Below are 13,117 nucleotides of genomic sequence, written 5' to 3'. Positions count from 1 at the left end.
CCATGGGCACGCTCTCCCGCCCCCGCCGCGACCCGCACCGGGGTGAGGCGGCGGGGGCGAGCGGGACCGCGCTCGCGGTGGCGATGGTCGTCGCGCTGTTCCTCACCGAGTCGCTGGTGCAGATCCTGCTGCCGGTCGGCCTGGAGGCGAGCGGCGCCGGGTCCGGGCTGCTGATCGGCGTGCTGCTCGCGCTCGCCCAGGGCGCGGGCGTGGTCATGGCCCCACCGGCGGCGCTGCGCGCCGACCGCCGCGGGCGCGGCCGCGTGCTGTTCGCCGGCGGCCTGGCCCTCGCCGGGTGCGCGGCCGGGCTCGCCGCCGCCACGTCGCAGTCCTCGCTGTGGATCTGGGCGGTGCCCCTGCTCGGGTACGGCCTGGCCAGGGGGTCCGTGGTGACCACCACGCTGGCGGTGGTCGCCAGGTCCGGCGACCGATACCGGACCCAGGGGCTCAACGGCGCGGCGCAGCGCCTGTCGGCCGCGCTGGCGGCGGCGCTGTCGGTCGCCCTGCTGGCGCGCCTCGGCACCGAGGGCGCCGCGGGGCCGGGACTCTGGCTGGTCGTGCTGCCGGCCCTGGCCTTCGCGCTGCTCGCGCGGCGTGTGCGGGGCCGGGCCGACCGGGACGACCCCGCCGTCCTGGCCGGCACGGACGGCGCCCTCGGCGGCTACGCGGCCTCGCTGCGCATGCTGCGCCGCGAGCCCGCTTTGCAGGCGTCGTCGCTGATCAACCTCAACCTCAACACCGTGGTCCTGCTCGGCAACTCCTTCTATCCGATCGCGCTCGACGTTCCCGCCGAGCGCCTGCCGGGGCTGGTGCTGACGCTGCTGCTGTGCCGCGACCTGACCTCGGTCGCCGCGGGACCCTTCTTCGGCCGGGTGGTCGTCCGCGTGGGACTGCGCGGCGCGGTGGCGGTGTCCGGCGTGTGCGCGGCGGCCGGGCTGGCCGCCGTGGGGCTCGCCGGGAACGGCTTCGCCGGGGTCGCCGCGGGCGCCGTGCTGCACGGGCTGGCCGGGGCCACCGGCATCGGGGCCACCAACCTGCTCGCGACCGCGCAGGGCGCCGCCGGCGGCACCGGCCTGAGGCTGGCCGCGACGAACTACCTCAACGGCGCCGGCATGCTGGTCCTGCCGGTGGTGTTCGGAGCGCTGCTCGACGTGTCCGGGCCCCGCGGCGTGTTCCTGGCCGGCGCCTGCGTCTCCGCCGCGATGCTCGCCGGCGTCCTGGCGCTCACTCCGGCCGCACCCCCGGCGCGGGCCCAGTGACAGGCCCAGTGACAGGCCCAGTGACAGGCCCAGTGACAGGCCCGGTGAGCGGGACCTTTGCCAGTCGGTGCCGGGCGGGCGCGTCAGCCGGTGGCCGTCTCGAACCGCCACGGGCGGGGCAGCACCAGGACGCGCGCGTAGGTCAGCACGGTCAGGCCGCGCACGCCGTCCGCGGCCAGGATGCGGCGCATCAGCGCGGCCAGGTCCCTCGCCGAGCCGCAGGCCGCCTCGGCCATGACGTGGAAGCGGCCGGCCGTCAGCGTGACGATGGGCAGTTCGGGAAGCGCGACCAGGGCGTCCAGGGCGGCGTCGGGGGAGCCGCCCAGGGTGATCCCGACGGAGGCCATGGTGACGGGATCGGTGGACACCCGGTCGACCATGGCCGTCGCCTGGATCGTGCCGTCGCGGAACAGCGCCTGGGCCCGCTTGCGCACCGCCCAGTAGGGGACGCCGAGCCCGGTCTCCAGCTCCCGGAAGCTGGCCCGGGGGTTGTCGACGAGCAGGCGCAGCAGTGCCACGTCGAGGTCGTCGAGGTCCGGCCGCCTCGGCGCCGGCGGGCCGGACCGCCGCGGCCTGCCCTGGCTCTCCCACTTGGCCACGTCGAGCTGGCGCCAGACCTCGTAGTCCCGCACGCCCTCGACCGTGTCGGCGATCCGCTGCACGACGTCGGCGAGATCGGCGTCGTCGCGGGCGCCGACCTCGCACATCACGTCGTACGCGCCGACCGTCTGCGCGGCGAAGGTGACCTGGGGGTGGGCGTTGAGCGCGGCGCGCAGCCGCTCGACGGGGCCGCGGTAACGCAGGCCGACGGTGGCGAGCACGTCGTAGCCGAGGACGGCCGGGTCGACCAGGCCGATCACCCGCAGGACGCCGTCGCCGGCCAGCCGCGCCATGCGGGCCCGGACCGCGTCGGCGGACAGGCCGACCTGCTCTCCGATGCGCGCCAGCGGAGCCCGGCCGTCCTCCCGCAGCAGGTCGATGATCGCCTGGTCCTGCGCGTCCAGTTCGTATCGCTGCGTCAAGGATCCGCTTCCCGTTCCCGCCACCGCCCGCGACGGCCCTCCCGGACAGTCTGGCACAGACCCCCTACGGCCATTAACGCGTGCGTACGGGAGCGAAGCGGCAAATATCCACGATCAACTCCGCGGAAACGGTGAAAATGCGAACAGACAACCCTCCGTCGTCGCCGGAGGTCCGCCCGGGCCCCGTCGGGCTGCTGACGCACCGTCCCTGGCGGCACTGGCTCCTCGGCTCCCTGCTGGCCCGGCTGCCCACCTCCATGGCGGGGCTGGTGATGATGCTCGTGGGCGAGCGGGTCAACGGCTCGCTGGCGGAGGGCGCGCTGCTGGCCGGGGTGCTCAGCCTCTGCTCGGGGCCGCCCGGCCCGATCTTCGGCCGTCTGCTCGACCGTCTGGAGCTGCGCCGCGCCATGAGGGTGACGGTGGCCCTGTCCGGCATCGTCACCCTGGGCCTGGTCGTGGCCGCCGAGCTGGGGGCGCCGGCCTGGGCGTTGTACGTCCTGTCCGCAGGCCTCGGGCTGGCGACGGCGGGGATGTGGGGCGGCATGCGGGCCCTGCTCGTCGTGACGGTCCCCGCCGTCCAGCTCCGCCGCGCCCACTTCGCCGAGTCCCTGCTCGTCGAGCTGTGCTCGGTGGTCGGCCCGATCCTGGTCAGCGTGCTCGTGGTGGCGGGCGGGGCCGTCGCCGCGCTCGCCGGGATGGCGGCGCTGTCGCTGCTGGGCGCCTGGCTCATGCGGGCCGTCCCGCCGCTGCCGCCGGCGCCCCGGCGTCCGGACAGCCTCCTCCCGCCGCGCGACACGCAGCTCGTCTCGGCCCTGGTGCTGTGGGTCGGCCTGGCGTACGGGCTGCTCATGGCCAACGTCCCGCAGCGCATGGCGCAGTACGGCCTCGACTCGGGCGCCTCCGGCTGGTTCACCGCGGCCCTGCCCGCCGGGGCCTGCCTGGGTGGGGTCGTGGTGAGCGCGTGGCCGCCGGCCCGCCACCGCGCCCTGCCGGTCACGCTGGCCATGCTGCTCGCCTCCGCCGCGCTGGCCGTGCCGCCCGGGCTCGCCGGCGGCCCCCTCGGGTACGCCGCCGGGCTGTTCGCCGCCGGGCTGTTCATGGTGCCGCTCAACGGCCTGATGGCGACCGAGATCGAGGGACGTATGGGCCTGCGCCGCAGGGCCGAGGCGTTTTCCTACTTCGGGTCCGCCTCCGTCGCCGGCGGCTCATGCGGGTACTTCCTCGCGGGTGCGCTGGACGGCAGGCTGGACCCGGCCGCCGTGGGGCTGCTCTCGTCCGCCGCCTTCCTGCTGCTGGCGCTGGTCCTCGCCGCCGTGCTGCTCCTGCGGCGCGTCCGCCGGAGTCGTTGACGGTCTCGTACGGCCCACGCGATGGCCGGCAAGCCGCAGGCGGGCGGCACCGCCTCGCCTGACGCCAAGGCAGGCGGGGCGGTGCGGTGCTCAGAACGGCCAGCCGGCGGAGTCGCCGGCCTCCAGCAGCGGGATCAGCCGGAAGCACGCGTCGGAGAATCCGCCGAACTCGTGGCGGTTGCCCGAGCCGGTCGGCATCGCCGCGGCCTTGTAGCCCGCGAGGTTGAACCCGTACAGCGGCACGCTCGCCGGAACCGCCGACGTGACCCCACTCGCGTAGTAGCCGGTCATGGTCTGCATGTCCGAGAGGATCACGGCCCGGTCGTGCCCCTTCCAGGAGCCGCGCAGCGCGTCGGCGATCTGTGTGCCGTGGCCGACCTCGCCTACTCGGGTGCAGAACCGCTCGACCTCGCGCAGTACCGACGCTCCCGGCCGGATCTCGTGCCGGAAGGTGCCGTCGGCGAAGCCGACGAGGTCTACCTGGTCGCCGCGCGCGGCCAGGGTGATGCCGAACAGTGCCGCGGCCTGGACGGGCGTGACCGTCGACCGCGCGGAGACCGTGCCGAACGACATGGAAGCCGACGTGTCGACGAGCACGAGCGTGCGCCCCTTGAACGACGGCACGTTCCGGGTGGCCAGTGTCAGCGCCTTGTCCAGCGCGTGCCCCCAGCGCAGGGACGGTGCCGACCGGTAGGCCGAGTAGAAACGGAACGGCAGCTGCCGCGAGCGGGCGACCTGCTCGGGGTCGGCCAGCCGCGCGGCGACCTTCTCGGCGACCTCGTCGGACACTCCGGCCTCGTCGAAGTTCCGCAGGTTCCGCAGGCAGTTACCCGTGATGACGCCGTTGGCCACGAACAGGTTCGACGGCTCGACGGTCACGCAGTAGGTGGGCTTCTCTCCCACGCTCTCGATCGCCGCCACCCGGTCGATGGCGACCGCCGGATCATGGCCGTGCATCTCGCCGGCAGCGGGTTGCACGTGAGCCGGCCTCTCGGCGAGAGAGCGCAGCTTGGCGGCCTTATGCCCGACTCGGAGATCAAGCAGCTCGGCCAGGCGCACCAGAGCGGAAGCCCCGCCGACCTCGACGACATGGAGTGGAAGCCTGCCGGTGATCACACCCTGCTTACGGGCGGGGACCGCCCGCTCGCGGAGAACACTCGGCACGCCGAGGCGAAGCATGGCGTCGGCGACCTGCTCGGCCAGCCTGCGGGACACTACGCCGAACTCCACCGACCCGTGCGGAGCACCTTTGGCGTTTCGTCTCTCGCGGACACGGCCGTCGGTGTCGAAGAGGCCGGACAGAGCGCCGATCCAGAACTCACGGCTGAAAGGCTCGTTGGGTAGGGCCTTGGCCTCGGCGCGCTTGCCCCACACGCCGTACTCGCGTAGGACGTCGATCGCCGCGTTGCGCTTGTGGCGCGGGCCGGTCAGCCGGAGCCGCACGCAGCCCGGCATGGGGATCTCGGTGACATCACAGCCCAGCTTGGCCGCGTACTCCCGGATGAAGGCGACCGCGCCGTCGTCCGGATCTCCGCGGAACTCCGGTGTGGTCCCCGTCATTCCGCCGCCGCCGAGCATGGCACCGATGAAGTAGCCGTCCCACGCGTCACCCTTTCCGCCGAAGTACGACGCGGTCAGCGGGATGGGGACCTGATCGCCGACCTGGAGGTCGCTCGTGGTCTTCCACTCCCACGCCTGGCGTCCCGTCTGCCGGCGGGTGATCCACCGGTGGTCGTGGGTAGCCTCGATGACCCTGCCGGAGACGAAGCGGATGGCCGCCACGGGGCGGATGCCGTTGTCGAGCCAGGCGACCGGGGTCGTGGGGACGAGGCTGCCGACGCTCCTGTCTCTGGGAGGCTGGTTCGGGCCATAAGTGACAGGGCGCGCGTCCCACGCCTTGTCATAGGACAAGACGGGCAGTCGGCTCGTCACGACGTCCTCGATGGGCGCGGTGGTGCCGTCGGGGAGCCATACCGGGGTGCCTTCGGCGAGGCAGGCCATGTAGCCCATCGAGGGGATCACGGCGGACCACGCCTGCGCGTCCATCGGCCCCTGGAGCCAGCCGGCGAGCGCCTCCCACGTCATGCCCGCCGCGGCGAGCCGCTCCGGAACGGTCAGCACCGCACGCCGCTCCTCCAGAGGGAGGGCGAGCAACTCGGCGCGGGCGCGGAGCATCCGCAGCGACGCCGGGATGGGCTTGTCGCGGTTGTGGCGCCGGTCGAGCGCGTGGGCGAACAGATCGCCCTGCCAGAGCCGCTTGTCGCCGGCCGGGGTGGGGTGGACGAGGTCGATGACGTCGCCGAAGCGGAAGCCGCGGGCGCCGCTGTCGTACTTGGCCAGGGATCGCTCCGTGTAGAGCCGCTGGACGGCATCGGCGATGCCGCGCTTCACCGGCTTCGGGACGGCTCGGCCGTACCGGGACGTCCAGTACGCGAGTGCCTCACCGGGCTCGTCCGCGCGCTGCAGCACGGACGCGACCAGTTCGCGGTTGCCGCCCTGCAGCCCGGCCGCCAGCCGCGCCTTGACCGCCTCCAACGCGGCCACGATCGGTGCGGAGCGCATGTTCGCCTCGCCGCGCAGCCACGGCAGGAAGCGGGCCACCCAGTCGCCGTCCTCGACCGCGACCTGGTGGACGAGGGCGCGGAAGCGCTCGTCGCGGTCACCGGCCTTCTCGTAGAAGGTGTCCTCACCGACCATGTTCGAGACCGCCAGGAGGAACAGCTCGGACTTGGCGTCGCGGATGTATCCGGGGGCGCCCTCGTACGTGCGCCCGGTCGGCGTCGTCTCGGTGATGACCGGGCTGGTCGTCGCGGCCTGGGTTGTGCTGCGGTTGAACTTGGACATGAGAACGGGCCCCTTCCGTGATGGGAGGAGCCCGCGTCCAGAGACCGTGCCCGAGATCAAGGTCGGCGACGGCACGTAAGTGCTCTGCCATCTGAGCTACCGGCCGGATTCGCCGACCGGACAGGACTCGAACCTGCGACCACTCGATCTCGAATCGAAGTAACCGTTGCCTGCGCACCGGGCACGCTCTGAAGTTGTGTTCCTCCCGAGATCAGATTCGGCGACGGAAATACGTAAGTGTCCTGGGCCGCTGGACGACGCCGAACGAGTCGGCGGCGGGATTCGAACCCGCGTTGCTCCTTCGGAAGAGGAAGTAACCGTTGCCTTCGCACCGGGAGGTGCATATCAAGTTGTGTGCTCCAGAGGCCGGGGACGGCGCCGGCGTAATTCACCTGAAGAAGTAGCCGGGGCCTTCGCACCTGGAACGCCAGGAGCGTAACCCTGCCGCGCCCCGGTTCGCAGCCCGTTTTTTTTGGACGGGCGGCGCTGGAAGACGGTCAGGGTAACGAGATGACTACGACGGTTGATACAACCGGCAATGAACCTGGAGGGACCGAGCGGCAGACGCGGCGTGCCCTCTCCCCGGGTGGTGGAGCCTGGACGCCCGGAGCCGTACTTTTCCGCCGTCACGGATCTCCCGCGCCTTTTGCGTCCGGTACAGGCATCCGGCCGGCCGGAGGGGAAGGCGCCATTCTTCAGGATGCGTCATTCGATACTTGAGCAATTTCCGCTCGCCTCTTCTGCCGATGCGGATCCATTTCACCCATGATCCGAGTCGGGTGAAGTGAACGGCGCGCTCGCGAGCAGGGCCCACCAGGCCAGGCGGAAGGCGCCGAGCCTGCGGTGCAGCAGCACGGCCGGCAGCGCCCCGAGGACGGACGGGCCGTAGGCCCGCGACCTCCAGCCACCAGGGAAAGCCGCTCCGTGCCCCGCTCAGGCCGTGGAGGACCGTCTCCCACGCCTCGCCCGTCACCGCGTCGGCGATCTCGGTGAACAGGGCCGGCACCACCAGATAGAGGATGATCGCCCGCAGCACCGGCATTCGACTAACGTCCCTCAAACTTGATGGACGTTACCAATTCTTAACAGGATGTATCTAGACAGGTCATCTCACACCGGTGGACTCTTCCTCATGTAACCGCATAGCTCCGCGAAGGGCGAGGGTTATCAGTCATATTTGACGTACATGTCAGCTTGGCGATCGACGTTCCCGTGCCGCGAGTCTCCGGTGCTCGCGATTCCGGTCCGCCGAGCCCGTTCGAATGGATCCCTGACCAGTGAGCGACGTCCCCAATCCGATCTCCTCCCACCTGTCCCATCAGGAGCTGCTGCTGCTCGACATCGTCGCCGAGTCGGCCGACCCCGTCGGCGCGCGCATCGCGACACGCCGCCTGGGCGACAGCGGCATCGCGCTCAGCGAGGCCAGCACCTCCCGCCTGCTGGCCCGGCTGGACGAGCTGGGGCTGACCGTCTCCTCGGGACGCAAGGGCCGCACGGTCACGGACGCGGGCCGCCGCCTGGCCCAGTTCACCCGGCGTACCCGCCGCCAGGCGAAGGGACTGCACCAGGCGCTGGACATCCAGAACGCGCGTCAGCTGCTCGACCTGCTGTACGCCCGGCGCGGCGTGGAGCGCGAGGCCGCCCGGTGGGCCGCGACGCGGGCCACCCCGGAGGACATCGAACGGCTCGAAGAGCTGGTGAGCGGGCACCGCGAGGCGCTCGACCTCGGCGGCGACGCCCGCCTGTGCGGCATGCGCTTCCACCGGGAGATCTTCCGCATCTCCCGCAACCGGCTGCTCCAGGCGATCGGCGAGGTCGTGCTCGACGAGTCGCTGGAGCCCCTGGAGCTGGTGCTGGACGTCATCACCGGCGGCCACGGCACCTTCGCCCAGTCCGCCCCCGAGCACACCGACGTCCTGGCGGCCATCCGCGCGGGCGACCCCGACGAGGCGGAGCGGACGATGCTCGCGCACGTCAACCGGCTCATCGAGGAGGCCGAGCGCGCCGCGACGGACCGCGGCGCCGAGGTCGTCAAACGCCTGATCGAGCTCACGCTCTGAGGCACCACGGGCTCCCGCCCACCGATCGCACGAAGAAGAAGGTGATAGGAGATGGGATCGTCAACGTCCTCCGCTCCGGCCGTCCATCTCGACTCTCCGGCCGAGATCCCACCGGAGGACCGGCTGCACGCGCGCTCCCATCCGATGCGATGGGTGACCGGCGCGCTCGTCCTGGTCGTCCTGGGCTTCCTCGTCCTGTCCTTCGCCCGGGGCCAGATCGACTGGGGTGTGGTCCGGGGGTTCCTCACCGCGCAGAAGATCCTGTCGGGCTTCGCGCAGACGATCCTGATCTCGGTGCTCGCCATGATGATCGGCATCGCGCTCGGCACCTGCTTCGCGGTGATGCGCCTGTCGGCCAACCCCGTGGTGTCCACCATCGCCTGGCTGTACGTGTGGCTGTTCCGGGGCACGCCGGTCCTGCTGCAGCTGATGATGTGGTTCAACCTCAGCCTGATCTTCCCGACCCTGGGCGTCCCCGGCCTGTTCCAGGCCCAGACGATCGACGTCGTCACGCCGTTCGTCGCCGCGCTGCTCGGCCTGGGGATCAACGAGGGCGCGTACCTGACCGAGGTGATCAGGGGCGGCATCCTCTCGGTGGACTCCGGCCAGACGGAGGCGGCGTCCGCCCTGGGCCTGTCCCGGAGGACGGCGCTGGTCAAGGTGGTGCTCCCGCAGGCGATGCCGGCGATCATCCCGCCCATCGGGAACGAGGCGATCGGCATGCTGAAGACCTCGTCGCTGGCCGCCACCATCTCCTACACCGAGATCCTGACCAACGCCCAGCAGATCTACTACGTCAACGGCAAGGTCATGGAGCTGCTGATCGTGGCCGCCTTCTGGTACCTGGTCGCCACGTCCGTCACCAGCGTCGGCCAGTACTACCTGGAACGCCGCTTCCACCGTTCGGCCGTACGGCGCCGCAGCGCGGCCGACCGGATCGTCACCGCGGCGCTGGCCAGGCTGAGGAGGGGTGCGCGATGAGCGCGATGGTGCGGATCGAGAACGTCCACAAGTCGTTCGGCGGCCTGCGGGTCCTGCGCGGGGTCAGCGCCTCCTGCGAGCGGTCGGAGGTGGTCTGCCTGATCGGGCGCAGCGGATCGGGCAAGAGCACCCTGCTCCGCTGCGTCAACCACCTGGAGAAGCCCGACGCCGGGCGGATCCTCGTCGACGGCGAGCTGATCGGCTACGAGGACCGGGGCGGGCGGCTCGTCGAACGCCGCGAGCGCGACATCGAACGGCAGCGCCGCGACGTCGGCATGGTGTTCCAGCGGTTCAACCTGTTCCCCCACCTCACGGCGGCCGAGAACATCGCCCTCGCGCCCCGGAGGCTGCGCGGGCTCGGCAAGGCGGAGGCCCGCGAGCTGGCGGTCGGCGCGCTGGAGCGGGTCGGCCTGGCCGGCAAGCGGGACTCCTACGCCCGCCATCTGTCGGGCGGCCAGCAGCAGCGGGTGGCCATCGCCAGGGCCCTGGCGATGGAGCCGAAGGTGCTGCTGTTCGACGAGCCCACCTCGGCCCTGGACCCCGAGCTCGTGGGCGAGGTGCTGGGCGTCATGCGCGCTGTGGCCGAGCAGGGGATGACCATGCTGGTCGTCACCCACGAGCTGCGCTTCGCCCGCGAGGTCGCCAGCCAGGTGCTCTTCATGGAGGACGGCGTGATCGTCGAGGCGGGGCCGCCCGGCGAGGTGCTCGCCCGGCCCCGGCACGAGCGGACCCGCGCCTTCGTCTCCAGCGTCTTCCGATGACTTCGGCTCCTCACGACCCCCAGCCAGAGATGGAGTTCCCGACATGAGCAACAAGACGATCGCCGGCCTGCTCGCGGGGGCGGTGCTCGCCCTCACCGCGGGCTGCGGGAGCCCGGAGACCGCCGGCACGACCACGGCGGCCGCGCCCACCCAGAGCGTGCCCGCCGGCACGGCGAACCCCGAAATCCACGCGATGCTGCCCCAGAAGATCAGGGACCGCGGATACCTCGTCAACACCGTGCAGTCGCCGAACGCCCCGATGGAGTACACCGAGGCCTCGGGCGGCCCGCTGATGGGCGTGGACGTCGACCTCGTCCAGGCCCTGGGCGAGGTGCTGGGCGTGCAGGTCAAGACCTCGGTCGTCAACGACTTCACCCAGCTCATCCCCTCCGTGCAGACCAAGCGCACCGACATCGTGATGTCGGCGGTGAAGGACCTGAAGGAGCGCCAGGCGTCGGTGAGTTTCGTCGACTACTTCCTCACCGGCGACCAGTTCATCACGACGGCCGCGCAGGCGCCCTCGTTCAGGAGCGTCGCCGACCTGTGCGGCAAGACCGTGGTCGCGGCGAACGGCACCAGCTACTTCAGCGTCATCGAGAAGCTGTCGGCCGACCACTGCGCCGGCAGGCAGCCCATCAAGTCTCTCGGCGCGGTGTCCGCCGCCGAGCAGCTCATCCAGGTCAAGCAGGGCAGGGCCGTCGCCAACCTGACCGGCCTGGAACCGCAGGCGTACCAGATGAAGGTGGAACCCGGCGTGTGGGCGCCCACGGCGGGCGAGCCGTTCGATCGGGCGCCGTACGGCGTGGTCTTCGGCAAGGACGACGAACAGCTCGGCAAGGCCATCCAGGCGGGGCTCAACGAGCTGATCAAGACCGGGGTCTACCAGAAGATCCTGGCGAAGTGGAACCTGTCCGCCGCCGCGGTGGACGAGGCGACGATCAACGGCGGGAAGTAGGAGCGTTCCATGACCATCACGCACGACTTCAGCGGCCAGACCGTCGTGATCACGGGTGCCGCCAGCGGCATCGGCGCCGCGAGCGCGACGGCCTTCGCCGCCGCGGGCGCCTCCGTCTGGGTGCTCGACGTCGACGCCGGCCGGGGCGAGGCGCTGGCGGCGGACATCGTGTCCGGCGGCGGGCGGGCCCGCTTCCTGCGCTGCGACGTGACCGGCGACGCGGACGTCGAGCGCGCGGTCGGCGCGGTCCTGGCCGAGGACGGCCGGATCGACGTCGCCTACTGCAACGCGGGCATCGGCTGGATCAAGCCCGTCTCCACCACCGAGCCCGACGAGTGGCGCAGGGTGCTCGACATCGACCTGACCGGCGCGTTCCTGGTCGCCCGCAGGGCCTTCCTCGCCATGCGCCCCCGGCGGTCCGGGGTCATCCTGTTCACCGGGTCGCCGCACGGCTATCGGACCATGGCGGAGACCAGCGCGTACGCCGCGGCCAAGGCCGGCGTCGGCGGCCTGATGCGGGCGCTCGCGCTGGAGGCCGCGCCGCACGGGATCCGGGTCAACTCGCTGCTTCCCGGGGCGATCGACACGCCCGCGCTGCGGGCCGAGGCCGAGCTGTCCGGCGACGCGGAGGACGCCATCCGGCGCTGGGGCGCCGTACGGCCGCTCGGCCGGATCGGCCGGGCCGAGGAGGTGGCCGACCTCGCGTTGTTCCTCGCCTCGCCGGCGGCGTCCTTCATCACCGGGGCCGAGCTGCTCGTCGACGGCGGCGCGATGGCCGCGCAGCCCGCCGGCCTGGCCACCGTCGTGCCCAAGTGACCCGCCCGGCAGCCGCCTCAGTAGCCTCTGGCCGGGTCGATCCGGCCCAGCAGCGGCTCCCCGCGCAGGTAGCGGGCGACGTTCTCGCGCACCCGCTCGGCGAGGCTCTCGGTGAGGCGGGTCTGCGGGTTGGCGCTGTGCGAGGTGATCAGGACGTTCGGCTCGGCCCACAGGCCGTGCCCGTCCGGCAGCGGCTCGGGGTCGGTGACGTCGAGGGCGGCGCCGCCGATCTCGCCCGCGCGCAGCGCGGCGAGCAGGGCGTCGGTGTCGACGAGCTCGCCCCGGGCCACGTTGACCAGCCACGCGTGCGGGCCCAGTGCGCGCAGCTCGTCGCGCCCGACCATCCGGTACGTCTCCGGGGTGGCGGGCGCGGCCAGGACGGCGTGGTCGGCCCGCGGCCAGACGGCGGCCAGGCTCTCGAACGGCACGGTCTCCACCGCGCCCTCGACGGGCTCGCCGGAGCGGTTGACCGCGAGGACGTCCGCGCCGAGCGCGCGCAGCCCGGGGATGACCGCCCGGCCGATCCCGCCCGCGCCGACGACGGCCACCGTGCTCCCGCGCAGCGTGCCGGGCTGCTCCCGCCGCCACGTACGGCGCCGGGCGGCGGCGGGCAGCCCGTGCACCCCGGCCAGCAGCAGGGCGAGGGCGTGCTCGGCGACCTGCGGGGCGTAGGCCCCCGCCGCCGAGCACCAGACGCGCGTGGCGTCGACGAGGCCCTCCCGCGTCCAGCGCTCGACTCCGGCGGAGGGCAGCTGCACCCAGCGCACGCTCGGCGTCAGGTACTCCCGCACGCCCTCGGGCCGCGAGTCGGTCCAGACCAGCGCCTCCGCCCGGCGGGGGTCGGCGACGACCTCGCCGCCCGCGGCGCGAACCGACTCGACGATCAACGGTGGGTCCGCCGGGGCTACGCAGACGGTGAGCACGCGCCTGTCCTTTCCTGCTCGCGCCGGGCGCCTCCGCGGGCCGCGGCTTTCCTCCCCAACAGTACGGTCCGCCCGCCTCAGCCGATCAACGGCCCGGCTCATTCCCACTCATCCGTCCCATCGCGCGCATATCGCCCAGGAGGCAAC

General features: G+C 72.4%; 10 protein-coding genes and 2 tRNA genes. 7 read left to right on the top strand and 5 right to left on the bottom strand.

Annotation, left to right across the window (positions count from 1 at the left end):
• Positions 1 to 2: 2 nt before the first annotated feature.
• The gene (locus ABZ857_RS09065; protein ID WP_357039947.1) at positions 3 to 1,259 is read left to right on the top strand and encodes an MFS transporter; all 1,257 of its coding nucleotides are present in this window, start codon (positions 3 to 5) and stop codon (positions 1,257 to 1,259) included.
• Positions 1,260 to 1,342: 83 nt separating this feature from the next.
• On the opposite strand, the gene ABZ857_RS09060 is transcribed toward ABZ857_RS09065, so the two are convergent.
• Positions 1,343 to 2,281 carry an AsnC family transcriptional regulator gene (locus ABZ857_RS09060; RefSeq protein WP_357039945.1) on the bottom strand — a complete coding sequence of 313 codons (939 nt, stop codon included), beginning with the start codon at positions 2,279 to 2,281 and terminating at the stop codon, positions 1,343 to 1,345.
• A gap of 137 nt (positions 2,282 to 2,418) precedes the next feature.
• On the opposite strand from ABZ857_RS09060, the gene ABZ857_RS09055 reads away from it, so the two are divergent.
• Positions 2,419 to 3,630: an MFS transporter gene (locus tag ABZ857_RS09055; protein WP_357039942.1), complete on the top strand. Its 1,212-nt coding sequence runs from the start codon at positions 2,419 to 2,421 to the stop codon at positions 3,628 to 3,630.
• A 90-nt stretch (positions 3,631 to 3,720) separates the two neighbouring features.
• Here ABZ857_RS09055 and ABZ857_RS09050 read toward each other — a convergent pair whose 3' ends face one another.
• The 3 genes from ABZ857_RS09050 to ABZ857_RS09040 all read right to left on the bottom strand — a co-directional run bounded on the left by ABZ857_RS09050 (position 3,721) and on the right by ABZ857_RS09040 (position 6,808).
• Entirely contained in the window at positions 3,721 to 6,474 is a 2,754-nt protein-coding gene (locus ABZ857_RS09050; protein WP_357039939.1) for an LAGLIDADG family homing endonuclease, read from the bottom strand.
• A gap of 112 nt (positions 6,475 to 6,586) precedes the next feature.
• A tRNA-Ser gene (locus ABZ857_RS09045) sits at positions 6,587 to 6,658 on the bottom strand.
• A gap of 85 nt (positions 6,659 to 6,743) precedes the next feature.
• Positions 6,744 to 6,808 (bottom strand) — tRNA-OTHER (locus ABZ857_RS09040).
• A 943-nt stretch (positions 6,809 to 7,751) separates the two neighbouring features.
• Between ABZ857_RS09040 and ABZ857_RS09035 the strand changes: the two genes are divergently transcribed.
• Genes ABZ857_RS09035 through ABZ857_RS09015 form a run of 5 tightly spaced genes read left to right on the top strand, consistent with a single transcriptional unit; the run spans position 7,752 to position 12,047 of the window.
• Positions 7,752 to 8,534 (top strand): FCD domain-containing protein, encoded by a 783-nt coding sequence (locus tag ABZ857_RS09035; RefSeq protein ID WP_357039936.1) that lies wholly within the window; start codon positions 7,752 to 7,754, stop codon positions 8,532 to 8,534.
• A gap of 51 nt (positions 8,535 to 8,585) precedes the next feature.
• Positions 8,586 to 9,515, top strand: a complete 930-nt coding sequence (locus ABZ857_RS09030; RefSeq protein WP_357039933.1) for an amino acid ABC transporter permease — start codon at positions 8,586 to 8,588, stop codon at positions 9,513 to 9,515.
• The gene (locus ABZ857_RS09025; RefSeq protein ID WP_357039930.1) at positions 9,512 to 10,276 is read left to right on the top strand and encodes an amino acid ABC transporter ATP-binding protein; all 765 of its coding nucleotides are present in this window, start codon (positions 9,512 to 9,514) and stop codon (positions 10,274 to 10,276) included. Before ABZ857_RS09030 ends, ABZ857_RS09025 begins: the two co-directional genes overlap by 4 nt.
• A 43-nt stretch (positions 10,277 to 10,319) precedes the next feature.
• The gene (locus tag ABZ857_RS09020) at positions 10,320 to 11,231 is read left to right on the top strand and encodes a transporter substrate-binding domain-containing protein (protein WP_357039927.1); all 912 of its coding nucleotides are present in this window, start codon (positions 10,320 to 10,322) and stop codon (positions 11,229 to 11,231) included.
• A gap of 9 nt (positions 11,232 to 11,240) precedes the next feature.
• Positions 11,241 to 12,047, top strand: coding sequence for an SDR family NAD(P)-dependent oxidoreductase (locus tag ABZ857_RS09015; protein ID WP_357039924.1), 807 nt, complete (start codon positions 11,241 to 11,243; stop codon positions 12,045 to 12,047).
• Positions 12,048 to 12,064: 17 nt separating this feature from the next.
• Here the strand turns inward: ABZ857_RS09015 and ABZ857_RS09010 are convergent, their stop codons facing one another.
• Positions 12,065 to 12,970 (bottom strand): D-isomer specific 2-hydroxyacid dehydrogenase family protein, encoded by a 906-nt coding sequence (locus ABZ857_RS09010; RefSeq protein WP_357039921.1) that lies wholly within the window; start codon positions 12,968 to 12,970, stop codon positions 12,065 to 12,067.
• Positions 12,971 to 13,117 lie beyond the last annotated feature (147 nt).

Source organism: Microbispora sp. NPDC046933 (genome assembly GCF_040644635.1).
Lineage (GTDB): Bacteria > Actinomycetota > Actinomycetes > Streptosporangiales > Streptosporangiaceae > Microbispora.
Note: the sequence above shows the minus strand (reverse complement) of the source record. Positions and strands in the feature narration are given on the sequence as shown.